Origin of the sequence: Wukongibacter baidiensis (assembly GCF_050888315.1) — a bacterium.
GTDB classification, from domain to species: domain Bacteria; phylum Bacillota; class Clostridia; order Peptostreptococcales; family Caminicellaceae; genus Wukongibacter; species Wukongibacter baidiensis.
Genome location: NZ_CP138202.1, coordinates 1,927,206 through 1,953,539, shown reverse-complemented (window position 1 = coordinate 1,953,539; position 26,334 = coordinate 1,927,206). Strand labels below are relative to the sequence as shown.

The following is a 26,334-nucleotide window of genomic DNA, read 5'->3' as shown; positions in this document are numbered from 1 at the left end:
ATAATTATATATTCTGATCTTCTATCTCTTTTAGTACCTCAATAAGGGTTGTACACATGCCTAGAATATCACTCTTAGAGATAGTAAGTGCTGGATAGAATCTTAGAGAATTAGAGACTGGAGTTGTTCCGATAAAAAAGCCCTTTTTCAGCATTTTTTCTAAGATGATCTCTGTTACATTACTAATACTTAGGTCCATAGCTAGCATAGGACCTCTTCCTCTAACTTCTGAGACAATTGAAATTGAGCTCTGTACTTTCTTTAATTGATGAAAAAAGAACTCTCCGATTTCCCTTGAACGATCAATCATATTATCCTCTTCAAAGATATTTATAACTTCATTAGCAATGACACATCCAAGGGGATCATTTTGGTGTGATTGAGCATAGGCAAAGTTTTTTTCTTCTACCCTATCAGATATATCTTTTCCCATTACTACCGCACTAATTGGATATCCATTGCCAAGGGCCTTGCCAAGAGCAATAATATCTGGCTGTATATCATAATGATTAAAACCAAACCATTTTCCTGTTCTTCCAAAACCAGTGGTAACCTCGTTAGCAACAATTGTACCTCCGTACTTTTTTACTTCTAAGGCTAAGAACTTTACAAGTTTATATGGTGGTAAAAGAACTCTTCCACCTGAATTTCCAGACTCAAGGATGAAGGTGGCAATATCATCGAACTCAATGTTTTTTAGTACATGGCATTCCTTCGTACAATCCTTCTTCACGCAATTACTACACTTTAGAAAATCTATCTGTGTCCACAAATTTTTATCCCTAGGGAAGCTAGTATTTGAATATGCAGATAAATATGAATTAGAGAATGTTAGTAGTTTACTTTTGGTGGAAATTAATTTTGAAAGCCTTATGGCTAGTTCAACTGCTTCACTACCAGAGCTTAAAAATACAGCTTTGCCATCTTGAAATCCAAGGAGATTAAGTAATTTTACAGCTAAAACCTCTGCTGTATCACAGGTTAGTTTATAATGTACATGGACGACCTTTTTCATCTGTTCTATCATAACCCTATTAATTCTTGGATGACTATGGCCTAAGGCAGTACACCATATCCCAGATTCAAAATCGATAAATTCTTCACCCATACTACTGAATAAGTGCGTATTTTCAGCCCTTACAATATCTGTCTTAACAATTGGACAGCAGTCTAATATATGTTCTAATTTTACTTTTCCCATGTCACAAACCCCTTCCTTAGATTTCAGTTTTCTATTATAATCAAATTATATCTAGTAAAAATATACGGTACAATATCAAAAAAGGACTTTTGTACCGGTACAGAAATATCTGTCCTATATATGATGAAGGCTGTCAAACTCAATGAGGTAATAGGGGAGTGGAATTATGAAGAGAAAATATGAGATAATAATTGATTATATTGAGAAACTAGTCTCAGAGAACCAGTTAAAACAAGGGGATAGATTACCTCCAATAAGATCATTAGCAAGTAAGTATAATTGCAATAAATCAACGGTGATAAGAGCCTACAAGGAGCTTGAAATAAACCATAAAATATATTCAATCCCTAAGAGTGGATACTATCTTGTGGAAAAGAATAATTTAGATAAAGATGAATATGACTCTATTGACTTTTCATCGGTAATGCCTGAACCCAAATTACTACCATACAAAGAGTTCAATCATTGTATAAACAGGGCCGTGGAACTATACAAGAACAATCTTTTTTCATATAGCCATACACAGGGATTAGAGTCACTACGGAAAGTATTGGTTGATCATTTTAGTGAACATCAAATATTTACCACGGAAGAGAAGATCTTTATTACTTCTGGTTCGCAACAAGCCCTAAGTATATTATTAAAAATGCCATTTCCAAATGGGAAAAGAAACATTTTAGTAGAGCAGCCTACATACAGCTTAATACATGGATTAGTAGAATTGAATGGAGATAAATTAATAGGAATAGACCGGGATTACAATGGCTTAGATTTTGAACAGCTTGAGAGATTTTTTATAAATGAGGATATAAAGCTTTTTTATATCATTCCTAGATTCCATAATCCACTAGGGGCTAGTTACTTAGAAAATGAAAAGAAAAAAATAATAGAGTTGGCAGAGAAACATGACGTTTATATCATTGAAGATGATTATCTAGGTGATATTGATATAAATAAAAAGTCATTGCCTATGTTTTATTATGATGTATGGGAAAGGGTCGTTTATGTAAAGAGCTTCTCTAAGGCATTTATGCCTGGCATAAGGATAGGTGCAGTAGTATTACATGAAAAGCTGAAAAGCGAATTTTTAAGACATAAGAGACATTATGATTTAAATACATCGGTGTTGGCCCAAGGGGGCTTAGAGATTTTTATTAATAGCGGAATGTACAATAATCATATTAAGAAAGTTCAGCAAAAATATAGGGCGAAGATGGATTATCTAAGGGAATGTTTAAAGGATTTAGACACTGAAGGAACAGAACTTTTTATTCCTAAAACAGGATTCTTTGTTTGGATAAAGTTAGATAGGAGAGTTAATGCAAATACCTTGGCTAGAAGACTTAAAGATAAAAATATTTATGTTTCACCTGCAAAGCGATTCTTTATTGGAAATATTCCAAATGAAAACAGCTTAAGAATATGTATATCTAAGTTGTCCCAAGAGAAAATCAGAATCGGTATGAGAGTATTGTTTAAAGAAATATATCGGATGAAAAAAGAACATTAATCTGGATTGAGGAAATTGCATAATTCTAACTTGACAGAATTTATGCAATTTCCTCAGTTAATTTAAAATATCTTCTTTATAATATTTGATGCTTAAAACAAACCCTATTATACATAGGCACGATACGAAAAATAGCATATTTTGTATTCCGATTTTATCAGCAAGATATCCTGATAAGTTAAGGGATATGATTCCACTAAGCCCAGCTGAAAGTGCTGTAGCAATAGTTTGAGAAGATGTTTTTAAATGATTCGGACTTACGTCATCTATCAGGTACTTAGATATAAACAACAGAATACTAAAGGATAGCATCTGTAGCGTTGATAATAGGATTATTGAAATTACACTGTTTGCAAAGGCCGTTAGCAAAGTTCTTAAAAAGAAAAAGAAGGATGAAATAATTAGTAAGAAAGAAGGTTTTAGCTTATTCATCAGCTTCTTAGCATTTAGCAGTATAGGAACCTCGCTAAGGGCAGTTAATAACCAAAACAAGCCAATATGTGTTTTGGTTCCACCAAAGTCATCGATCAATATAACTGAGAACATTCCAATTGCATGGAACGAAAAATATAATAAGAAGAATATGACAAGAAGAAATATATATTTCTTGTTTTTTTGTAGAGCTTTAAGACTATTAAATGTAATAGGATCTGTATCCATGTCATGGGTATCATGCTTTGCATCCTTAGCTCTATAACTAATTAATAGAAGTATGAAGGTAAAGATGACATACAGCTTACCTATTATTCCCCATCCAAGTTTATCAATCATTTTTCCAACTATTACAGTAGATATACCCCAACCGATGGAGCCAAATGCGCGGATGGGACCAAAGGTGTTTTTCACAATCTCATGGCTCTCCATTACCCAGCTATCCAATAGAGCAAATACCGATGACTGAAAAAAACCTATTATACAGAGAAAAATAATTAATTGAGTTTGACTGTTTAATTTAAAAAATATAAAGATCGATGTCGCTAAGAAAACCATCCATAGGAAAAATATCTTCTTTATTGTCCCCTTTAAATCACATATATAACCCGTTAATGATTGACCTATGACGCCGAAAAGATACAATAGAGACATCATAAAGCCGACTTTAGTATTACTAAAATCTAGGTTGTTTAAGTAGGGAATTGTGAAACCAGAAAAAATAGCAATAGTAAAGTAGAAAACAAAATATATGTATTGGAAATGACTTATTACAGCTGTCATGTTATCAAGCCTTTCTAAGTAAAATGGTTTAATTAAACATCAAGACAAATTCAAAGTTCTATTATTTTAATCAAGAGATAAATAAAAATACACCATATTATAACATAATGGTATAATTAAGACTATAATAAAACCCAGATCGTTTATAGTGAAGTCAAAAATATAAGAATTCAGAATAAATTTATGATATGGGTCAAATAATTACTTTGGAGGCTTTGATGAATAGGATATATATAAGTGATTTAGATGGAACTCTCCTTAGAAATGATGCAACACTTTCTCCATATTCTAGAGAGACTTTGACTAGACTAATAAATGACGATATAAAATTTACTGTAGCCAGTGCAAGAAACATATATTCTATAAAGGAAATACTACAGGATTTACCCCTAAAGATGCCTATAATAGGAGGGAATGGAGCCTATATCACTGATTATAAAACAGGAAAACATATTGTTATAAATGACATACCTTGTGGGATATCATCAGAGGTCTTAGAGGTGATACGAAAACATAATTGCAATCCATTTATATCATGCTACGATGGAAGCAAAAACAATTTATATTATGAAAAAGCCAATACTTATGGTATGAAGTGGTATTTAGAAGATAGAAAAAAGGCAAAGGATAAGAGAGTAAAGCAACTAAGTAATATAGAAGAAACTCTTAAAGAGAAAATCATATCATTTATCGTAATGGATAAAAAAGAGAACTTAACTGAGCTAACAAGTTATTTGAAGGAAAGTTATTCAGGGGTATTAGAAGTACATGTGATGGATAATCAATACTCTCCAGGATGGTACTGGCTCACTATCCTTGACAAGAGGGCAACAAAAAGACAGGCTATAAAAACCCTCGTAGAGCTTGAAAACTTAGAGAACTGTGAAACCGTTGTATTTGGTGATAATATAAACGACATACAAATGTTTGAGGGAGCTGACAGGGCCATAGCAGTAGAAAATGCAAAAAAGGAGCTTAAAGGCCGTGCTACCGAGATAATTGGAGAGAATCAAAATGATAGCGTAGTTGATTTTATACTACAGGATGCATATGAAGAATCAAAGAAATTACAAGAAGCATATTGAAAGGAATGTTATCATGGGCAAGATATTAGTATTAGCTGAAAAGCCTTCAGTAGGAAGGGAATTAGCTAGGGTTTTAAATTGTAATAAAAAAGGAAATGGATATATAGAGGGAAGTAAATACATTGTTACTTGGGCCCTTGGGCATTTGGTTACACTAGCTGATCCAGAGGTCTATAGTAAGAGTTATTCATCATGGAAAATAGAAGATTTACCAATGCTGCCATCCCATTTAAAACTGGTTGTTATAAGGAAAAGTGGTAAGCAATTTAATGCGGTGAAAACCCAGATGCTTAGAAAAGACGTCGATGAGATTGTTATTGCAACCGATGCAGGAAGAGAAGGCGAGCTTGTAGCAAGGTGGATAATAGAGAAGGTGCGTGTAAAAAAGCCTATTAAACGTCTTTGGATCTCATCGGTTACTGACAAGGCTATTAAGGCAGGATTTAGCAACCTAAAGAGTGGCAAAGACTATGAGAATCTATATGCAGCTGCTGTTACAAGGGCAGAGGTTGACTGGATTGTTGGAATAAATGCTACCCGCGCATTAACGTGTAAATATAATGCTCAGCTATCCTGCGGAAGGGTTCAAACTCCAACCCTTGCTATGATAGCAAGAAGAGAAGAAGAGATAAGAAACTTTAAACCTAAGACCTTCTATGGTATTACAGCCATAGCAAAAAACTTGAAGTTGACTTGGCAGGATAGTAAAACCAATGATGTTAGAACCTTTAATAAGGATAAAAATGATGCGATATTAAAGTCGATTCAAAATAAGAATGCTGAGATCTGTGAGATTAGTAAGGCACATAAAAAGAAGTTTTCTCCTAGGCTATATGATTTGACAGAGCTTCAAAGAGATGCTAATAAAATATTTGGCTACTCTGCTAAGGAAACACTTTCAATTATGCAGAGACTCTATGAAAGTCATAAGGTATTAACCTATCCAAGAACCGATTCAAGATATATTTCAAGTGATATAGTGGAAACATTAAAGGATAGAATTAAGGCATGCGGAGTTGGTCCCTATTCTAGCATAGCTTTCAAAGCCTTAAAGAGACCTATAAAGGCAAATAAAAGCTTTGTGGATAATAGCAAGGTTTCGGATCATCATGCAATTATACCTACTGAGGAGACAGTTTTTCTAGGAGCAATGAGCGATAAGGAAAGAAGAATATATGATTTAGTTGTTAAAAGATTTCTTGCTGTGTTATATCCTTCCTTTGAGTATGAGCAAATAACCCTAAAGGCTAAAATAGGAGTAGAAACATTTATAGCAAAGGGTAAAAGGGTCATAAGTCAAGGTTGGAAGGAAGTATATAAAAACGATTTTGACGATGAGGATTCAAAGGATGGAATTTCACAACAGATACTACCCGATGTAAACAAAGGAGATATCTTAAAAACCACTACAATTTCAGGAACTAAGGGCGATACAAAACCTCCATCACCGTTTAATGAAGGAAGCTTGCTTTCTGCCATGGAAAACCCAGCAAAATACATGGCCGGTGAAAAGAAGGATTTGATAAAGACAATTGGTGAAACAGGAGGAATAGGAACTGTAGCTACAAGGGCAGATATTATTGAAAAGCTATTTAATAGTTATTTGATTGAAAAGAGGGGAAAGGATATATTTATTACCTCAAAGGGAAAGCAGCTTCTTAAACTAGCTCCTGAGGATCTAAAATCTCCAGCCCTAACAGCGAAATGGGAGCAAAAGCTAGAAGCCATTGCTAAGGGGAAATTAAATAAAAACACCTTTGTAAGTGAGATGAAGAAATATACAAGAGTTATTGTGGATGATATAAAAAATAGTACGGAAACCTTCAAACACGACAATCTTACGAGAAGTAAATGTCCTGACTGTGGGAAATATTTATTAGAGGTAAAGGGTAAAAAGGGTAAGCTTTTAGTTTGTCAAGATAGGGAATGTGGCTATAAAAAGGGGATAAGTAAAAAGACAAATGCAAGATGTCCAAACTGCCATAAGAAAATGGAGATGCATGGACAAGGGGAAGGCCAGTTATTTGTATGTAGCTGTGGTTATAGGGAAAAGCTTTCTGCATTCAAGCAAAGAAGAGCTAAGGACAAGGATAAGGGTTCAAAGAAGGATGTTGCAAAATACCTTAAAAATCAGAAAAAAGAGGATGATGGACCATTCAACACAGCCCTTGCCGATGCGCTGGCTAAGCTAAAACTTAAATAAAGTATATTATTTATTTTCCTAAAAAACTAGTATCTTCTAAAGTTAAAATTTAAAGAGATACTAGTTTTAAATTTTATCTTATATTTTGATAATGATTTTAAAGTTAAATAAATTTCAACGTTGCTTATCTATAATTAGGCTTTTTTTCTTTTTCAGATGTGTTATTATTATCTAGGGAAAGAAAAAAATGAAAAGGGTATGATTTTATGGAGCGATGGAAGGTAAATCTTTATACACTCTGGGTTACGCAAATTATTTCACTTATGAGTTTTGGTTTAGGCTTACCCTTTATTCCATTTTACATCCAAGAAATGGGAGTAACTGATCCTAATCAGATTAAGCTTTTTACAGGAATACTGAGTACAGCGCCGGCTGTCACTATGGCTATTATGGCTCCTATATGGGGAAGGTTAGCCGATAAATGGGGTAGAAAGCTTATGATACTTAGAGCAATGCTGGCTGCTGTGTTAGTCATTGGAGGAATGGGACTTGTAAGGAATGTTTGGCAACTCGTAATTTTAAGAGCATGTCAGGGGTTGTTTACGGGAACTAGAACTGCCGCAACGACCTTTGTAGCAGCAAATACTCCTAAGGACAGATTATCTTATGCCCTGGGTCTTATCTCATCTTCTACCTTCATAGGATATTCAATTGGTCCATTTATTGGAGGAATATGTGCAGAGTATTTTGGTTATCGATTTAGCTTCTTTGCAGGTTCAGGACTTATGCTTATTGGATTCTTTCTTGTTTTGTTTATGCTTGTTGAGGATAAATCCATTATAGGTATAGGAAAACAGCAAGAGGAATCGGTAGACTGCAATAAGGAATTCAAACTTTTTACACCTTTAATTCTATCCTTGCTACTGGTTCTATTTTTACATCGCGTTACTAGGTCGGTGTTTTCGCCATATATACCGCTTTTTGTCCAATCTACTCTAGAGGGTACAGAAGGAGCTGCTAAGCTAACTGGAGTTATTAGTGGTACAGCAGGTCTTGCAACGGCGTTGGCGGGACTCACCATAAGCCGCCTAGGAGATAGAGTAAATAAGGTCAAATTAGCTACTACTTTGATTTTAATAAGTTTCTGTATATCTTTAACTTTAAAGGTAGCAAATTCATTATACATATTTATTCCTCTATATGGGATGATGTTTTTCTTTCTTGGGGGAATTGAGCCGATTATTACCTCTACGACCGCTGAAAATACTCCTTCTGAAAGAAGGGGAGAACTTTTTGGTTTTCAGGGTTTGGTTGGAAGCTTAGGCTGGATGGTTTCTCCGATGCTAGGGGCTTATATATCTGTTAATTACAGCATAAGAAATATACTACTACTCATACCTCTTTTTATGTTTATAAATATGATTGTACTTTTTAAGCTGAGTAGGTCAAAACTTAAATTTGCTAAAGAATAAATTTGTTATAAACATCAGTCAAATAATAGGAATACAACAAGGTAACATTAGAAAATAATAATAATTAAAGAAAATAACAAATATATCCTTGAAGGATAGACTTCAATATACTAAACTAGAAGTGCTGTATTATATTAAAATAATTTAATAACAAGAGAAGAGAGGAGAATATAGGATGGCAAAATTTACTCCACACATAAAATCTGAAAACATAAAAATTGCTGAAACTATTCTATTACCAGGAGATCCCCTACGTGCAAAGTATATAGCTGATAACTATTTAGAAGACGTAGTGCAATTTAATGCAGTTAGGAACATGTTTGGTTATACAGGTAAGTACAAAGGAAGAGAAATCTCAGTAATGGGAACAGGAATGGGAATGCCGAGTATGGCTATATACTCTTGGGAATTGATAAATGTTTTTGGAGTGAAAAATTTAATTCGTATAGGTTCTTGTGGAGCGATGCAGGAAGATTTAAAATTATATGACATTATCTTTGCAATGGGAGCATGTACAAATTCAAACTATGCAAGTCAATACAATTTACCTGGTACATATGCTCCAATAGCCTCATGGAAGCTTCTGGAAAAAGCTAAGAAAATTGCCGATGAGAAGAATATTGATGTAAATGTAGGAAACATTTTATCAAGCGATATATTCTATAATGATGATTCTGAGGCAATAAAGAAGTGGATGAATATGGGTGTTTTAGGTGTAGAAATGGAGGCAGCAGCATTATATATGAATGCTGCTAGGGCTGGAGTGAATGCTCTATGCATCTTGACCGTAAGCGATCATATACTAACTCGTGAAGAAACGACTCCAGAGGAAAGACAGAACTCATTTACTAAGATGATGGAAATTGCATTAGAATTTGCTGAATAGAGAAAAAGTAGAAATACCACAATTCGCACATGGCTTGCGAATTGTGGTATTTTTGTTTTTTGATTTTCAACATCATCTAATTAATAAATAATCAAAACCATATACTATAAATTATCAAGAAAAAATATTTAGATTTCTATTGACTCTAACGTTACGTTATAGATTATCATGTAATCAGGAGGTGATAATATGAATTTGAAAGTAAAGGAAGTAGCGGACATGGTAGGGATAAGTGTGAGAACCCTCCATCATTATGATCAAATAGGACTTCTTAAACCGACCTCTGTGACGTCATCAGGTTATAGACTTTATTCAGACAGTAGCCTTGAAAGATTACAGCAAATCCTTTTCTTTAAGGAGCTTGACTTTAATCTTAAAGAAATAAAGCAAATTTTAGATAGTCCTAACTTTGATAGGAATCAGACATTAAAATCACATAGGGCGTTTTTAATGAAGAAGAAGGTAAGACTTGAAAAAATAATTGATATGGTAGAAAAAAGTATAGAGTCAATTGAAAGGGGAATTGAAATGAATAAGAAAGATATGTTTAAAGCCTTTGATATGTCAGATATAGAGAAGCATAAGAAAAAATATGCTAAGGAAGTAAGAGAAAAGTACGGCGAAAAGGTTGCCGAGGAGTGTGAAAGAAAAACTTCAAGTTATAGAGAAAAGGATTGGGAACAGATCCAATCGACAAGTGATGAAATATATAGAAAACTTGCAGAATTAATGGATGTTGCTCCTGAAAATCAAGATGTTCAGCAGTTGATAGGAGAATTCAGACAATTCATCACAAAATATTTTTACGACTGCACCCTAGAAGTATTTAGGGGCCTTGGTGATTTATATGTTAGTGATGAACGCTTCACGGCATTTTACGAAAAATATAGACCTGGTTTAGCAGCGTTTGTCAGAGATGCAATAAACATATATTGTGACAACTGTAAAAAGTAATAGGGCTGAGATTAAAAATATGTGATGTCTGGTAGAAAATTTCTATAAGTTAAAGCACGGGTGTTTCAGAAATTAGTTATTCTGAGACACCCTCTTTTTTATAAATTTATTGGTAAAAAAATGCATTTTATGTATGAAAATACGCATTTTGTGTATAGAAAATTGTATTTCGAGAAACAACAGATGTATTTTGTGTGAAAATTTTGTATATTGAGGTTATTAATATGTTGAGAATGATGGTGATAATATGTGCTTTGATACTTATAAGGAAAAAATTAAAGAAAGACTTACTAGATATTTTGATATAGAAGAAAATTATATATACAATAAGGAAACGTTTGAGCTTTTTGCTATCTCGAATATAAGAAATGAGAGATATATAGCAAGTAAAAAGCTGACAATATATGCCTTCGAAAATGACGAGTACTGTTTTTTGAAGCATTTTAAGAGCTTAGATGAATCTCAGTTAGAAGAGCTTATCAATATTCTAAAGTGTAGTATTAATGATTTTGTGAATCCACATCATGACCATATGTCTAGCACAATTACAGGTGTTATAGCAGTGGACAAAACTGTTAAAACTGACATCATTAAGGGAATTAAGAAATTTCATTATCAAAAAAGCTTTTTCTTTGGCCTAAAAGGATGGTGTGAAGTCAGACTTATATTAATAGATTTAAGCAAAGGCGAAGCGATACCAAGTAAAAAAGCAAAAAAGGCAGTGCAGTTTTATCTTCCTTAGTAATACTTTGAATACAATTCTGAAATTGTAATATAAAATTTACAGCTTCAGATGTATTATATAAACTCTAAAGGAGGTATTTTTATGAACTCATTATTTTTAGTAGCAATTGCAATTGTTGTATTTTCAATTGCTTATGTAACCTATGGTTCATGGCTATGTAAGCAATGGGGAGTTGATCCTAAGAGAAAAACTCCAGCCCACACTATGAGCGATGGTGTTGATTATGTTCCTGCAAGTGCACCGGTTCTTTTAGGCCATCACTTTGCTTCTATAGCAGGAGCAGGTCCTATAGTTGGACCAATAGTAGCAGCAATATTTGGATGGATTCCAGTAATGCTTTGGATTATCTTTGGAGGTATTTTCTTCGGAGGTGTTCAAGACTTTGGATCACTATTTGCATCCATAAGACATGATGGGAAATCCGTTGGCCAGATAATAGAGGCGAACATCGGTAAGACAGGTAAGAGATTATTTGCAATATTTGCATGGCTAACCCTATTACTAGTTGTAGCTGCATTTGTCAACGTAGTTGCCAACACCTTTGTAAGTGTTCCACAGGCAGCAACTGCATCTATACTTTTTATAATACTTGCAGTAGTTTTTGGTTTTGCAGTTTACAGAAGAGGAGTTTCTCTTACAATAGGAAGTATTATTGGTGTTGTTCTATTATTTGCATGTATATGGATTGGAATGAATGCACCTTTAGTTCTTTCAAAAACTACATGGATAGTGCTCATTCTAGGATATATCTTTATAGCTTCGGTTACTCCAGTTTGGATACTGTTACAGCCTAGAGATTATCTAAACTCATTCTTGTTGTATGCAATGATAGGTGGAGCCGTTATAGGCTTATTAATGTATAGACCAGCATTACAATTAAAGGCTTTTGGTGGATTTAATGTAGGAGGAACCTATATGTTCCCAATGTTATTCGTCATGGTAGCATGTGGAGCTATATCAGGATTTCACTCCTTGGTTGGTTCAGGTACTTCTTCTAAGCAGATTACAAATGAGAACGACGCTAAGGTAATCGGTTATGGTGGAATGCTTATAGAGTGTGTTCTAGCTGTTATAGCTCTAATTACAGCAGCCTATGTAGGTGGAGATAAGCTTAAGGAATTACTAGCAGCCGGTGGACCAGTTAACGTATTTTCTGATGGTGTTGGAACATTTATGACTGCAATTGGAATCCCGATGTCAGTTGGAAAGCCATTTGTCGCATTGGCTATATCGGCCTTTGCCCTTACAAGTCTTGATACAGCAACTAGACTAGCAAGATTTATTTTCCAAGAATTCTTTGAAGACGAAACAAAGGAAGTTCAAAGTGTTCTGGCAACAAACAGATATATTTCTACAGCAATAACTGTTGTTTTAGGTGGTATGCTTGCAGTTGCTGGGTGGAAAAAGGTTTGGCCTTTATTCGGATCAGCAAACCAGCTATTAGCAGCATTGGCGTTGCTAGCACTAGCGGCATGGCTTGCAAATAGTGGTAAAAACAATAAAATGTTTGTTTATCCAATGGTATTCATGTTTGCAGTTACATTAACAGCACTGGTACTTTTAATAAAGACGAATATTGCATCTGGAAACCTAATCCTAGTTGGATTTGCAATAGCATTATTTATTCTTGCTTTAATATTAATACAGCAGGCATACAGGGTACTTTCCGGTAAAGAGAAAAAATCTGTGGATGCGTAATAGACTTTAATTGAACTGGGTCATAATGGTGAATTTCTGCTTCACTCATTCTGAAACACCCAGGGGCTGAACTCATGAGAAACCTTTATGAGTCAGCCCCTTTATTAGTTTTTGCTTAAATGTTATAATCAATATACATATTTCGTTATAAAGTGGGGTTGCATAAATGACAGAAAATGAGAAGAAAGCAATTTTAAGAATTGCTCTTTATGCAGGGGAAATTATGCTTAAAAATGGTGCAGAAACCTATAGAACTGAAGACACCATAAATATAATATGCAAATCTAAAGAACTAAAACATGTAAATTCATTTGTAACTCCAACGGGTATCTTTGTATCTGACGACAGGCTTGATGGAATAAGCTTTATAAAACGAATAAAGGCTAGAACCATAGATCTCAGCAAAATTTCCAAAGTGAATAATTTTGCTAGAGAATTTGTTAAAGTAGATATGACTCCAAAGGAGGCTTTATTAGAGCTAAAAAGAATAGACAATGAAGGGAAGTATAAGAACTTTGCAAGAGTCATCTTTACTGGTATTGCTTCAGCCTTCTTTGCCCTTTTGTTTGGAGCAGGGCTTACTGACTTCATATTGGCTTTTTTTATTTCTATGATTGCAATAATTGTGAATTGGGAAATTGAGAAATTTGGCAGCACTGGATTTCTTGCAAACGCCACTAGTGGAGCCTTAATAGCTTTTTTTGCGCTAATTTCAAAAAGCATTGGATGGGGCAATAGTATTGACATGATAATAGTAGGATCTATTATGCCACTTGTTCCAGGGGTTGCATTAACTAATGGTCTTAGGGATTTCATATCTGGGGACTTAATAGCAGGTGCAACTAGAGTTGCTGAAGCAATATTAATAGCTGTATCCATTGCTGTTGGAGTGGGTACTGTTCTTAAGCTGTGGATGCATTTGTTTGGAGGTGTGCTCTAGTGATATATTTTAAGCATTTTGTTTTTGCCGTAATATCTACCGTGGGCTTTTCGGTTCTATTCAACGTTCCTAAGAAATCTATTTTTTATGCAGGGGTGACAGGCGGAGTTGGGTGGACAATATATATGTATATCAAGGGAATAACTTTATCTTCAGCTTTTTCAATTTTTGTAGCTTCAACTATTGTTGGAATTCTAGGCGAAATATTTGCTAGAGTAGATAAAAAACCTGTTACAACCTTTGTAATCCCAGGAATTGTTCCTTTGGTTCCAGGATATACAATATATCTTTCGATGGTTAACCTTATAAATCAGGATTTCTATGAGGCAGCAAAGTTAGGAACCGAGGCGGTGTTCACCAGTGGAGCCATATCGGTGGGAATAATCCTTGTAACCTCCGTTGCTAAAATAAAAAAAAGAAAAAGATATAAAAAATCTAGACGAATATAGGAAAAGAGTAAATGAAAGCATATTTAAGAATATTTAATTTTTATAAAGCAGAATTTATAAGATAAACACAGGAGAAAACTTAAATAGGATCTAAGTCGTCCTTTTGTCCTTAGATCCTATCTGAATTACAGAAATATTTATTTTTTTGAGGTGATTTTGGATAGTTCCTCTTCAGGTAATGGCCTGCTAATTAAAAAACCCTGTATTTGGTCACATTTATATTCAGCTAATGCATTTTTCTGTTCTACTGTTTCTACTCCCTCTGCTATAACTTGAAGATCAAGATTGTGGGCGATATCAATTATGGATTGTATAATAGTTCTAGCATCCTCATCACTTTCCATATCATCAACAAAGGATTTGTCAATTTTTAACACATCAATTGGAAGTTTTCTTAAATAGTTTAGAGATGAGTAACCAGTACCAAAGTCATCTAAAGATATCTGTATACCAAGATTTTTCAACTCATTTAAGATTCGCTTATTGGATTCAAATGACTGCATTAGTGCAGTTTCCGTAATCTCAATCCCAATTAGTTTAGGATCAACCTCTGTTTTCTTAAGTATTTTTCCGATATTGGATATATAGTTAGCATTCATCAATTCTACAGGTGATACATTTACAGATACATTGATAATTCTATCTGATTTTTTATTAATTCTCTTACTAAATTCACAGGCTTGTTCAAAAACCCATGTATCGAGTTTAAAAATCAACCCACTTTCTTCAGCAATACTAATAAATTCATTGGGTGGAATAAATCCATGTTCAGGATTAATCCAGCGTATAAGAGCTTCGTGACCAATGATCTCATTACTTTTTAGATTAACCTTAGGCTGGTAGTATAATGTGAGTTCATTGCATTCTATAGCATTCCTCAATCTGTTTTGTAGATGCATTTTTCTAAAGATCTTTTCATTCATCTCTTTTGCAAAATAGACATATTGATTTTTTCCTAAGGATTTTGCTTTATACATAGCCGTGTCAGCATTTTTTAAAAGTTCAGTTACACTATGTCCATCCTGGGGATAAATTGTTATACCTATACTAACCGTCAAATAGAATTCCTTTTCTTCGATAAGAAAAGAACTCTCAAAAATACTTATAATTTTATTTGCAATATGGCTTATTTCGTTTATAGAATATATATCCTTTAAGAGCAGGACAAACTCATCTCCACCTAACCTTGCTACGAAATTATTTTTTTCCGCTATATCTTTAAATCTATTGCTTATTTCCACTAAGATTTTATCTCCTAAAACATGACCCAAGGTATCGTTTATAACTTTGAAATTATCAACATCAATAAAGAAAATTGCTCCTTTTACAGAAGTGAAATCATTCTTGTCAATTTCCTTTTCTAAAACTTTATTTAATAAAACTCGATTAGGTAAGTTTGTTAGTGGATCATAGTAAGCAAGTTTTCTTATTCGCTGTTCATGAGTCTTTTTTTCATTTACATCAGAGCACGAGCCTGCAATAAACTTAGGATTTCCGGCATCATCATTTAGAGATTTACCTTTAATATATAACCATCTATAATTACCATACTGATCAAGAAATCTATATTCGTGACTAACTCTATCGATTTTTCCACTGACTAGATTTTTGAAGACAGTTTTAAACTTAAAATAATCATCTTTATGTATGAGGTTTAAGAATAGGTCGATTGTAGGATTACAATAATCAAATGAGTCACCTAATAGCTCCATTAATCCTGGAGAACAGTAAAAACTATTTGAAGCAAAATTATATTCCCAGAGGTTTTCATTACTAGCTTCAAAGACTAACTGATACCTTTCTTTACTCCTTAGAATTTCCTTACGATTTTCATCAAGTTTAAAATATTGACTCTTAAGCTCTTCTTCAGATGCATAGAGTTCCTCGTAAAGGGCGGTTAATTCATCATTTCTATTGACTAACTTCATTTCCATTTTCTTTCTTTTTTCAATGTTTATAATCAAACGTATTATCAAGAATAGCATGACAATGAAAACTCCACATACAGTTAGAACAATAGATTTATATTTTTCAAAAAAATTAATCTCTTTGTTTATCAGGATACTGTCTTTAGGTAGATTATTCAGATTGTACTTAAGTAAGACATTATTATCAAAAATAAATTTATTTGGACTTTCTAATATGACAGGGATACTTTCGACAGCAGTTCCATTTAGGATATCCTTAACAAGGGTAGCTGCAACCCTTCCTTGTTCCCTATGGCATATTGTTTTTCCACCGATCAAGCCTTTACCAATACCATGGGGCCAGAGATGATATATTGGAGCTTTAGTATGTTCTAGTACTAAACTTAGTCCTTCTTCAAAGGATAATACCTTACCGGTTTTGTCCTTATAAGCCGATAATAATAGAACTGTGTCATCTTTCTCAATATTTTTAAGCTCTTGGATAAATCCCTTAGTATCATACTGGGCTAGAGAAATAGTTTCGAAAACTATATTATCAAATTCTTTAGAAACTGTATTGAATTTTTTAAAATCATTTTGTCCTGTTACAGTAGAATCAATTAAAGAAATAACTTTCTCTGAATTTTTGTTCATAGATAAAGCAGCTTCAATGGTTTCTTTCAGAGAGATTCTTTCAACTACACCGGTGATATAGGGATTATTATTAGCCTCAAGAGCTTTATCAATGTCATTAACACCAAGAAATACTATAGGAGTTTTATTAAACATCTGGTTTTGATATTTTAAAATGAAATTATAGGCATTATCATCGGATACGATAACAGCATCATACTTTTCTTGATTACTAAGCTTATATTCCAATAATTTATAGAAATTATTAAGGTTTTCATCGGTAAAAAATCGTTTACTATCCATAAATTCAATATCTAGAACATATTTATCTTCATCAAGAACTGATTTTATACCTTCAATCTGCTTGAAGAAAGTAGGAAAGCTGGGGTTGTATGAGCTGATAAATAGAACTCTACTTTCCTCCTCAGCGTAGGAGAAAGATAGTAGTAAAAGAAATATAAAAATAGAAATTAGTACTTTGTGTAGTTTTACATGCTTTTTCATACAATCAACTCCCCGTTAATAAAGAGATTACAAATTATTTGATGTTATAGAAATTTAATTTCTAATTAGGATATAAAAAAATATAGTAGATTTTCTATATTGCAAATAGCTATGTATTTAAAATCTTCAATTTATAAATATTGGAATTTTTTGCTATGAGAAATTATATCAAAAAATCAGAAATTTTTTAATAAGCAAATCATAGAGAAAAGCAATAAAATAATTGAAATTTAAAGAAAAAGTATTAATAGAGTTGATAAGTATTGATGTATAATATATAGACTAACTACTTCTTACTAGAGAAAAGATAAAAGAGCCCACCTCACACATTATGAGACAGACCCCTTAAGCACATATTATACAATTTTAGTTGTCCAAGTTTCACAGTTCCAGATATCTGTTACGACATCTCTATAGAATTCAGGTTCGTGGCATATTAATAGAATACTGCCACTATACTCTTTTAGAGCACGCTTAAGCTCTTCTTTAGCATCAACGTCTAGATGATTTGTTGGCTCATCTAAAACAAGTATATTAGTTTCGTTATTGATTAGTTTACATAGGCGTACCTTTGCCTGTTCCCCGCCACTTAGTACGAGAACCTTGCTTTCAATATGCTTTGTGGTTAGACCGCATTTTGCAAGGGCTGCTCGAATTTCATATTGACTGTATGAAGGGAACTCTTGCCACAATTCTTCGATACAGGTATTGTAGTTAGCTTCTTTTATCTCCTGTTCAAAGTACCCCATGTGTAAATAATCACCAAGCTGAACACTCCCTGAAATTGGATTGATTTCACCAAGAATACTTCTAAGCAAGGTAGTTTTTCCAAGCCCATTTGCTCCTATAAGGGCAATTTTCTGGCCACGTTCCATGCGCAGGTTTAAAGGCTTAGAAAGAGGTTCGTTATAACCTATTACTAGATCATTTGTCTCGAAAATCAGCTTTCCTGAGGTTCTGGCTTTTTTAAAGTTAAACTCAGGTTTTGGCTTTTCTCTTTTAAGTTCTATACGTTCCATTTTGTCAAGTTTTTTTTGTCTAGACATTGCCATATTTCTTGTTGAAACCCTTGCCTTATTTCTTGCAACAAAGTCTTCCAGAGAAGCAATTTCCTGTTGTTGTCTTTTGTAGGCAGCTTCAACCTGCTGTTTCTTTGCTTCATATATACGCATGAAATTGTCGTAATCACCTACATATCGGTTAAGCTCTTGACTTTCCATGTGGTATATAAGATTTATAACACTATTAAGAAACGGTATGTCATGGGAAATTAGTATGAAGGCATTTTCATACTCTTGAAGATAGCGTTTTAACCACTCTATGTGCTGTTCATCAAGATAGTTTGTAGGCTCATCTAAAAGAAGAATATCTGGTTTTTCAAGCAATAGTTTTCCAAGTAGGAGTTTAGTTCTTTGACCACCACTAAGATCATGGACATCTTTGTCAAGGCCAATATCCTTAAGTCCTAAACCACGGCTTATTTCATCAACCTTGGAGTCGATTATATAAAAGTCATTATTAGTCAAAACATCTTGAATAGTACCCATATCTTCCAGCATTTTCTCTAGCTCTTCAGGTGTAGCATCAGCCATTTTATTACATAGGTCATTCATTTCCTCCTCAAGATCAAAGAGATACTTAAAGGCCGTTTTGAGGACGTCTCGAATTGTCATACCCTTTTCTAGAGCAGTGTGTTGGTCGAGATAACCAATTCTTACATTCTTAGACCACTCGATTGTACCTTCATCGGGCTCTAATTTACGGGTTATAATATTCATAAAAGTAGATTTACCTTCTCCATTAGCTCCAATAAGACCAATATGCTCTCCTTTCAAAAGCCTAAAGGAGACATTATTAAAAATTGCACGATCACCAAATCCATGACTCAAATTCTTTACTGTCAATATACTCATTTTTTGCTCCTTTCTCAATGTTCTTGTCCTGAAAGTATTTATAAACTCATATATTATTAGAAAAACTCACTAGAACTAAAATGATTTTGTATAGTCATTTTAGTTTAAAATACAAAAGATTTAAAATTCATTCTAAAGAACTAAAAGACATTTAATAATAGTCTTAGTAGTGCTTTTAAGATTCGTCAAGGGATAAAATTTGATTATATGAAATGTTGACATACAAAATATATTATATATTAATTGATTAGAATTTTAAAGGAAAATTGCGTCAAAATTTCTATATAAAATGATCTCTATTTTTTATCAAACATGGAGGGATTTGGATGAGTGTGTCGAAATGTGTATAGGTATGTGATAGAAGCGGGTAAATAGAAAGAAATCTATGGGTAGGGGAAGCTAATTGAGAATAGGAGGACATGGGAATGCAGAAAAACAACTTATATGATGTTATTATAGTAGGGGGAGGGCCTGCCGGACTTAGTGTAGGTTCTGAGCTTTCTAAGGAACTTAAGGTTTTAGTTGTGGAAAAGGAGACTGCTGGAGAAACCGATAGAAGTTGGTTTGTTCCGCTAGATGTAGCTAATAAGAACGAAGATATAATAAAGTATACTTATGGTGGAGTTACGAGATATTTAGCAAGTACGTTTTCTGGGGCAAATTTAAGCTGGGATGTTAAACAATTTGAGAGGTATCCTTTTATTAAAGAGAAAGAGCTTCTTCCGTATTGGGTAGATGTTATTAGAAACAATAATTCAGAAATCATAAATAACTGTTTTTATCAAAATCACTCAGTGGAAAATGGAATAGTTACTGTATCCACTTCGGAGGGAGACTTTAAAGCTAAATTACTAATTGATGCTTCTGGTCACAATTCCGTCGTACTAAAAAATTATGAGATGGAACAGGATTATTACTGGTGGACAATATATGGTTGTACTGCTAAATATAAAGAAAGACCTGACAATATTAAAATCGGAGATTATATGTTATGGCAAACCTTTGAAGATACTAACATAGATAAGAATGCTTCTTTAAGGGAAGGAAGACCAGTTTTTGAGTATATGGTTTTAGATGAAGAAACGTATTTATTCTTTATGCTGTATCTCAATAAAGAAAAAATGCCAATGGACCTTGCTAAGGAAGTTTTTATGCATATGCTTAGGGAAGAAGAAACAACAAAGGCCTTCCATGGTGTAGAGATTATAGAGCCAAGATTTGGATACTATCCTTCGGGGGGATTACCGGAAAGAAGGGCTAAAGATAATGTTGACTTTATAGGAGATGCAGGATGTTGGACGACTCCATGTGGATGGGGATTAGCATTTATTCTAACTAATTATAAGGATTATGCTGATAATATCATAAAGCTGATTAAGGAAGATAGACTTGATGAAAATAGTCTGAATGATATTGTTAAATTAAACGTTCATCAAAAGCATCAAATTCTTTTTGATAAATTAATTACTCATTTTCTATCTAACGGTTCAGCCGAGGATTTAGACAAGTTTATTAACTTCTTCAATATGATTGATCCACTGATTTGTGAAAAAGTATTTACACTAAGGGTAACCCATGAAGAAATCGAAGAATTATTGAAATCATTTTTGCAACATTTTAAGTTAGGGGAATTGATCAAAATTATTCCAAAGGAAGATTATTTAACGGTAATTAGGGAAGCTAAATATTTATTTGAGGATTTAATATTTGAGAAAATATTTCATCATCATAGTGAAGATGAAAGCGGATACGATTATTATGATGAAGTAATAGATGAGATTTCTTAAACTGAGTTCAGATAGGAGTGTATTGATGTGTGGAGGTTTAGCTACATTGTATATGAAGGAAACCTCAGTGTCTACTTTCGCTTAGGAAGGTTTTCAGTCACTCATCTACAATAGTTAGGCAAGAAAGGAAGTTTACAATATGAACAGCATACCTGGCTACAAAATAACACAAAAATTATATACAAGTGGAAAGACAATAATTTATAAAGGATATATTGAGAAGGATAACACACCTGTAATTCTCAAGACCTTCAAAGATGACTATTCCATTACGGAGGGGAATCTAAGATTAGAGAACGAATATAGGATTTTGAAAAAACTAGAGGTTAAGGGCGTACTAAAGGCATATGATCTGGTAAAACATGCGGAAGGATTTATTTTGGTTTTAGAGGGCTTTACAGGTGAATCTCTTAAGGAATTTTTGGATTCTAACCAAGTTCAGCTAAATGTATTTTTAAAGATAGCTTTGCAGCTCTCAGCTATACTTGGAGATATTCATAAGTCAGGTGTTATTCATAAGGATATAAAACCTAGTAATATAATTATTGATAAAAAGACTGGTCAGGTAAAAATTATTGACTTTAGCATATCTAATTGGGCTTCCTTTGAAAATGATAGAAATATTGAAACAGACATCTTAGAGGGAACCTTAGCATATACAGCCCCAGAGCAGACTGGAAGACTGAATCGTGGTGTAGATTATCGTGTGGACTATTATTCCTTAGGGGTAACTTTATATGAGATGCTGACGGGAAGGCTTCCATTTGTTACCGATGATCCTATGGAAATGATACATAACCATATTGCAAAAATGCCAATGGCTCCTGATGAGATAAACAAGGAGATACCGAAGGTGGTTTCGGACATTGTTCTCAAACTATTATCTAAAACCCCTGAAGAAAGATATCAAAGTGCTTATGGTATAAAAGCAGATCTAATTAAATGTATTAGTCAATTGGAACAAAAGGGAAGAATAGAATATTTCGCTATAGGTAAAATGGATATATTAGATAGGTTTCAGATTTCAAAGAAATTATATAATCGAGATGATGAGATTAAAAGACTAATCGATAGGTTTGAAGAAGTTGCCTGTGGGAAGAAGAAAATCCTGTTTGTTTCAGGCCCTTCAGGTGTAGGAAAAACATCATTAATTAATGAAGTACAAAACCATATTAGCAATAGAGATGGATACTTTGTATCGGGGAAATTTGACCAATTAAATCGCAATATTCCCTATTTTCCCTTTGTGCAAGCATTTAGGCAATTAATCTCCCATGTTTTAACGGAAAGTGAGGAGCGAGTTGAGATTTGGAGAGAACGGTTCATAAATGCATTTGGCGATAATGGACAAATTATAATCGATATAATCCCTGAAATAGAGTTGATCATAGGAAAGCAACAGTTGATTCAGGAATTATCTGCTGAAGAAACAAAACAAAGATTTAATTTTCTATTTAAAAACTTTATTAAAGTTTTCGCTAAGGAAAGCAGCCCCTTAGTCATTTTACTTGATGATTTGCAGTGGGCTGATTCTGCTACTATTGATTTAATTACATCTATTATGAAGGATGAAAATATAAAATATTTATTTATGGTTTGTACATATAGAAATAACGAAGTAAAGAAAGAACAACCTTTACTATCATTATTTGAAATGATTAAAAAGAAAGAAATAGATGGTAGTGATCTTTTACTATCAACCCTTAGTACAGATCATATAACTATGTTGATTTTAGATACCTTTCATTGTGAAGAGAAAAGGGCAAATAGCTTAGCGAAGGTAATATTTAGCAAAACCTATGGAAACCCTTTTTTCGTGAACCAATTTCTAAGGCTACTACATGAAAAAAAATTGATAGAATTTGATTTTAACAATATCTGTTGGAAATGGGATATTGATAGAATTAGAAGCCTAAATATAACGAATAATGTCGTTGACTTATTGATAGAGAAGATTGAAGAGTTACCGCAGATTACTCAAAAAATCTTGAAAATATGTGCATGTTTAGGAAATGAATTTGATATAAAATTATTGTCGAAGGCATATGGAAAATCTCAAATTAAAACTAGTTTGGATTTATTATCTGCAGTCGAGGAAGGTTTAATTGAAGCTAGAAGCAACTTCTATACATATATAGCTAATTATAAAAATTCACAACAAGGATACATAGCAAATGATGAAACTGCAATTACTCTGAAGTTTTCACATGATCATATTCAACTAGCAATATATACAATGATGTCGGAACAATTAAAAAAGGTGATTAACTATAGTATAGGAATGATTTTACTAAAGAATGCTGGAAAGAATCAAATTGATGAGAAGTTATTTGATATTGTTAAACATCTTAATAGAGGAAGAGAACTTATAACAGATGAAAGTAGAAAAATTGAATTAGCAAGACTAAATTTAATTGCTGGGAAAAAGGCCAAAGCTTCAGCTTCTTATGATTATGCTCTCAGATATTTTACAGTAGGTATGGAGTTGTTATCAGAGAATAGCTGGCAAGACCAGTATAAATTAACATATGATCTATATATTAATAGAGCGGAGTGTGAATATCTAAATATTAAATACGACGAAGCAGAAGACTTCTTTAAGATGATATTAGATAATGTAAGATCAGATTTAGAAAAGGCTAAGGTTTATAAAATAAAAATTATATTATATAGTAATCAAGATAAGGTCGAAGAAGCTGTTGATATAGGACTTTATGCCTTGAAGATATTGGGAATGAAGATACCCCTAAAGCCAAGTAAACTTCAAGTTGCTTTAGAACTTGTAAAAGTTAAAGCCCGTTCTGGGACAGGTAAGATTGAGGATCTATTACTTTTACCTTCTATGAGGGATCCCTACAAAATTGCAATTATGGATATATTGATGGCTCTAACTCCTGTAGCTTATATAATAGATCAAAAACTGTTTGTATTAGTAGTATTAAAAATTGTGAAATTGTCTTTGAAATATGGGAATTCCTATGCTTCGATTTTTGGATATGGAGTATATGGATTAATTATTGGTTCCGTCTTTGGAAACTATAAGGATGGATATAAATTTGGAAAACTAAGCCTGGATCTTAATGAAAAGATTAATAACATGGAAGTAAAGGCTAAATGTAACTACAATTTTGGTTGGTTTATCAATCATTGGAGAGTCCATGCAAGGGAGAATATTTTATACCTTGAAAAAGGTTACTCAGATGGATTAGAAACAGGTGATCTAGTTTTTTCAGCATATTGTGCAGCCAGTGTAATTGTTACCATGTATTCAAAGGGTGACAAACTAAATGATATAGATAAAGAGATAGAAAAGTATTTCGGTTTTATGAGACAAATTAAATATGAATATATTAAATATATTTTTATTACTATTCAAAGGGCTGTTTCAGGGCTAAAGGGCACAGGTACATTTAATTTTAATAATGATAATTTTGATGAAGGCAAATTTGAGGAAAAAATTGTAGGGTGCAATATAGATGCCGTAAAGGCATTATATTATGTTACTGACTTACAGTGTGCTTATTTACAAGGAAATTACAGTGAAGCCTTAGAGGCGGTAGAGAAATGCCAAAACTATATAGTTGGAGCCATAGGTTTATTATATTCTACAGATTATTACTTCTATTACTCTTTAACGCTAGCGGCTCTGTATAAGTCGTTGACAAGTGCTGAGAAAGTGAAGTATTTAAGTATTTTAAAAAGAAATCAAAAGAAAATGAAAAAGTGGGCTAAGAATTGTCCTGAGAACTTCCTTCATAAATATTTGATTGTTGAAGCAGAGATAGCTCGTATAGAAGATAAAGAGCAACGAGCAGTAATGCTTTATAACCAGGGGATTAAAGTTGCCTATGAAAATGAATATATACAAAATGTTGCAATTGGAAGTGAACTAGCAGCTAAGTTCTATTTTAGTAAGGAATCTGACTGTATTGCAAAGGTATATATTGAAAAAGCAAAGGAAGCATATGAGGACTGGGGAGCGGATATAAAAGTAAGGGATTTAAGCAATAGATATTCAAATCTTGTCTCTAGAATATCTATTAGTGGAAAAGAAGAAATTACAGATAAAGCTTCAATGGTATTGACAACAAATTCTACTAGTAGTAATCCTAAATTATTAGATCTAAGTTCTATAATGAAGGCTTCATATACAATTTCTAAAGAGTTAGTTTTAGAAAATATTTTAGAAAGCCTCATGAAAATTGGAATAGAGAATTCTGGGGCACAAAGAGGTTTGTTCTTTATGGAAAAGGAAGGTGAACTTATCGTAAAATCTGAGGGTATGATAAAAGACAATATTGTGAATATACACTTTCCGATTTCATTTGAAAACCAGAAGGATATCCCAATGTCAATAATAAATTATGTTAGCAGAACTAGAAAGAATGTGATTTTAGATAATGCTGAAAAGGATACGAACTTTGTAAAGGATCCTTATATTAGAAATGTTAGACCAAAATCAATTTTATGTATTCCAATTATGCATAAAGGTAAACTAGTGGGAGTTTTATACCTTGAGAATAATTTAATCTCTGGAGTTTTTACTTCTGAAAGAATAGAAGTGCTTCAAACATTATCTTCACAAGCTGCAACATCTATAGAAAATGCTTCAATGTATAGAGAAATTAAGGAAATGAATCAGGGTCTTGAGAAGAAAATCGAAAAGCAAAAAAGAGAGATTCTTGTGAAAAGTGAACAATTAAAATCTGAGATAGAAAAAAGACAGAAAATCCAAGAGCAAAAAGAAAAATTACTAGAAGAGTTAAATAGTAATAATAAATTGCTGGAAGTAATGGCTAAAAAGGATGGACTGACGGGAGTATACAATCATAAATATATAGTTGAGAGTTTGGCCAAGATGGTAGATGAATCACTAAATCATTCTAAAAGCTTATCAATTATTAAATTTGATTTAGATTCTTTTAAAGACATCAACGATAAGTATGGACATAGTATTGGTGATAAAATTTTAGCTAGAATAGCGTTGATACTTAAAGAATTGCTTAGAGAGCAGGATATGATTGGACGGTATGGAGGGGAAGAGTTCTTAGTATTGCTAGATGATACAGAACTTAATGATGCTCAGCATGTGGCAGAACGAATAAGGAAAAACATAATGAATTATACCTGTATCAATGGAGAAGTAGCAGTTACCATAAGTGGTGGAGTTGTAACACTAACAGACGAAACCAGTGAGGAACTTATACGAAAGGCTGATAAACTGCTTGATCAGGCTAAAAGAAATGGGAGAAATAGAATAGAAATTAAATAATAGAATAAAAAAGAAGATGG

General features: G+C 33.1%; 16 protein-coding genes. 12 read left to right on the top strand and 4 right to left on the bottom strand.

The features are described 5' to 3' along the window. Window positions 1–4: 4 nt before the first annotated feature. Window positions 5–1,201 (bottom strand): aspartate aminotransferase family protein, encoded by a 1,197-nt coding sequence (locus R9X47_RS08830; RefSeq protein WP_432666436.1) that lies wholly within the window; start codon window positions 1,199–1,201, stop codon window positions 5–7. Between the two features lie 166 nt (window positions 1,202–1,367). Between R9X47_RS08830 and R9X47_RS08825 the strand changes: the two genes are divergently transcribed. Next, window positions 1,368–2,711 (top strand): PLP-dependent aminotransferase family protein, encoded by a 1,344-nt coding sequence (locus R9X47_RS08825; RefSeq protein WP_432666435.1) that lies wholly within the window; start codon window positions 1,368–1,370, stop codon window positions 2,709–2,711. A gap of 57 nt (window positions 2,712–2,768) precedes the next feature. On the opposite strand, the gene R9X47_RS08820 is transcribed toward R9X47_RS08825, so the two are convergent. Continuing rightward, a complete protein-coding gene (locus tag R9X47_RS08820) occupies window positions 2,769–3,926 on the bottom strand; it encodes an MFS transporter (protein WP_432666434.1) in 1,158 nt (385 codons plus the stop codon). A gap of 218 nt (window positions 3,927–4,144) precedes the next feature. Between R9X47_RS08820 and R9X47_RS08815 the strand changes: the two genes are divergently transcribed. The 9 genes from R9X47_RS08815 (at window position 4,145) to R9X47_RS08775 (ending at window position 14,298) form a co-directional block, all read left to right on the top strand. Then, window positions 4,145–5,011, top strand: coding sequence for an HAD family hydrolase (locus tag R9X47_RS08815; RefSeq protein ID WP_432666433.1), 867 nt, complete (start codon window positions 4,145–4,147; stop codon window positions 5,009–5,011). Window positions 5,012–5,024: 13 nt separating this feature from the next. After that, window positions 5,025–7,214 (top strand): DNA topoisomerase III, encoded by a 2,190-nt coding sequence (locus R9X47_RS08810; RefSeq protein ID WP_432667609.1) that lies wholly within the window; start codon window positions 5,025–5,027, stop codon window positions 7,212–7,214. 206 nt (window positions 7,215–7,420) lie between these two features. Next, a complete protein-coding gene (locus tag R9X47_RS08805; protein WP_432666432.1) occupies window positions 7,421–8,626 on the top strand; it encodes an MFS transporter in 1,206 nt (401 codons plus the stop codon). 175 nt (window positions 8,627–8,801) lie between these two features. After that, on the top strand, window positions 8,802–9,512 hold the full coding sequence (gene deoD / locus R9X47_RS08800) for a purine-nucleoside phosphorylase (RefSeq protein WP_432666431.1): 711 nt from the start codon (window positions 8,802–8,804) through the stop codon (window positions 9,510–9,512). A gap of 189 nt (window positions 9,513–9,701) precedes the next feature. Next, complete coding sequence (locus R9X47_RS08795; RefSeq protein ID WP_432666430.1) at window positions 9,702–10,466, top strand: MerR family transcriptional regulator; 765 nt, start codon at window positions 9,702–9,704, stop codon at window positions 10,464–10,466. Window positions 10,467–10,713: 247 nt separating this feature from the next. Continuing rightward, complete coding sequence (locus R9X47_RS08790) at window positions 10,714–11,208, top strand: hypothetical protein (RefSeq protein WP_432666429.1); 495 nt, start codon at window positions 10,714–10,716, stop codon at window positions 11,206–11,208. Window positions 11,209–11,292: 84 nt separating this feature from the next. Further along, on the top strand, window positions 11,293–12,909 hold the full coding sequence (locus tag R9X47_RS08785) for a carbon starvation CstA family protein (RefSeq protein ID WP_432666428.1): 1,617 nt from the start codon (window positions 11,293–11,295) through the stop codon (window positions 12,907–12,909). 166 nt (window positions 12,910–13,075) lie between these two features. Next, complete coding sequence (locus R9X47_RS08780; protein ID WP_432666427.1) at window positions 13,076–13,849, top strand: threonine/serine exporter family protein; 774 nt, start codon at window positions 13,076–13,078, stop codon at window positions 13,847–13,849. After that, complete coding sequence (locus R9X47_RS08775) at window positions 13,849–14,298, top strand: threonine/serine exporter family protein (protein ID WP_432666426.1); 450 nt, start codon at window positions 13,849–13,851, stop codon at window positions 14,296–14,298. Before R9X47_RS08780 ends, R9X47_RS08775 begins: the two co-directional genes overlap by 1 nt. 137 nt (window positions 14,299–14,435) lie before the next feature. Here the strand turns inward: R9X47_RS08775 and R9X47_RS08770 are convergent, their stop codons facing one another. Both R9X47_RS08770 and R9X47_RS08765 read right to left on the bottom strand, forming a co-directional pair. Beyond that, window positions 14,436–17,342 (bottom strand): ABC transporter substrate binding protein, encoded by a 2,907-nt coding sequence (locus R9X47_RS08770; RefSeq protein ID WP_432666425.1) that lies wholly within the window; start codon window positions 17,340–17,342, stop codon window positions 14,436–14,438. 356 nt (window positions 17,343–17,698) lie between these two features. After that, on the bottom strand, window positions 17,699–19,255 hold the full coding sequence (locus R9X47_RS08765; protein WP_432666424.1) for an ABC-F family ATP-binding cassette domain-containing protein: 1,557 nt from the start codon (window positions 19,253–19,255) through the stop codon (window positions 17,699–17,701). Window positions 19,256–19,680: 425 nt separating this feature from the next. Between R9X47_RS08765 and R9X47_RS08760 the strand changes: the two genes are divergently transcribed. Continuing rightward, window positions 19,681–21,042, top strand: a complete 1,362-nt coding sequence (locus tag R9X47_RS08760; RefSeq protein ID WP_432666423.1) for a lycopene cyclase family protein — start codon at window positions 19,681–19,683, stop codon at window positions 21,040–21,042. Between the two features lie 139 nt (window positions 21,043–21,181). Continuing rightward, the gene (locus tag R9X47_RS08755; RefSeq protein WP_432666422.1) at window positions 21,182–26,314 is read left to right on the top strand and encodes a diguanylate cyclase; all 5,133 of its coding nucleotides are present in this window, start codon (window positions 21,182–21,184) and stop codon (window positions 26,312–26,314) included. Window positions 26,315–26,334: the final 20 nt, after the last annotated feature.

Excerpts from the sequence above, each read along its gene's own strand:
- R9X47_RS08830 (WP_432666436.1), bottom strand. The coding sequence starts at position 1,201 with ATGGGAAAAGTAAAATTAGAACATATATTAGACTGCTGTCCAATTGTT.
- R9X47_RS08825 (WP_432666435.1), top strand. The coding sequence starts at position 1,368 with ATGAAGAGAAAATATGAGATAATAATTGATTATATTGAGAAACTAGTC.
- R9X47_RS08820 (WP_432666434.1), bottom strand. The coding sequence starts at position 3,926 with ATGACAGCTGTAATAAGTCATTTCCAATACATATATTTTGTTTTCTAC.
- R9X47_RS08815 (WP_432666433.1), top strand. The coding sequence starts at position 4,145 with ATGAATAGGATATATATAAGTGATTTAGATGGAACTCTCCTTAGAAAT.
- R9X47_RS08810 (WP_432667609.1), top strand. The coding sequence starts at position 5,025 with ATGGGCAAGATATTAGTATTAGCTGAAAAGCCTTCAGTAGGAAGGGAA.
- R9X47_RS08805 (WP_432666432.1), top strand. The coding sequence starts at position 7,421 with ATGGAGCGATGGAAGGTAAATCTTTATACACTCTGGGTTACGCAAATT.
- deoD (WP_432666431.1), top strand. The coding sequence starts at position 8,802 with ATGGCAAAATTTACTCCACACATAAAATCTGAAAACATAAAAATTGCT.
- R9X47_RS08795 (WP_432666430.1), top strand. The coding sequence starts at position 9,702 with ATGAATTTGAAAGTAAAGGAAGTAGCGGACATGGTAGGGATAAGTGTG.
- R9X47_RS08790 (WP_432666429.1), top strand. The coding sequence starts at position 10,714 with ATGTGCTTTGATACTTATAAGGAAAAAATTAAAGAAAGACTTACTAGA.
- R9X47_RS08785 (WP_432666428.1), top strand. The coding sequence starts at position 11,293 with ATGAACTCATTATTTTTAGTAGCAATTGCAATTGTTGTATTTTCAATT.
- R9X47_RS08780 (WP_432666427.1), top strand. The coding sequence starts at position 13,076 with ATGACAGAAAATGAGAAGAAAGCAATTTTAAGAATTGCTCTTTATGCA.
- R9X47_RS08770 (WP_432666425.1), bottom strand. The coding sequence starts at position 17,342 with ATGAAAAAGCATGTAAAACTACACAAAGTACTAATTTCTATTTTTATA.
- R9X47_RS08765 (WP_432666424.1), bottom strand. The coding sequence starts at position 19,255 with ATGAGTATATTGACAGTAAAGAATTTGAGTCATGGATTTGGTGATCGT.
- R9X47_RS08760 (WP_432666423.1), top strand. The coding sequence starts at position 19,681 with ATGCAGAAAAACAACTTATATGATGTTATTATAGTAGGGGGAGGGCCT.
- R9X47_RS08755 (WP_432666422.1), top strand. The coding sequence starts at position 21,182 with ATGAACAGCATACCTGGCTACAAAATAACACAAAAATTATATACAAGT.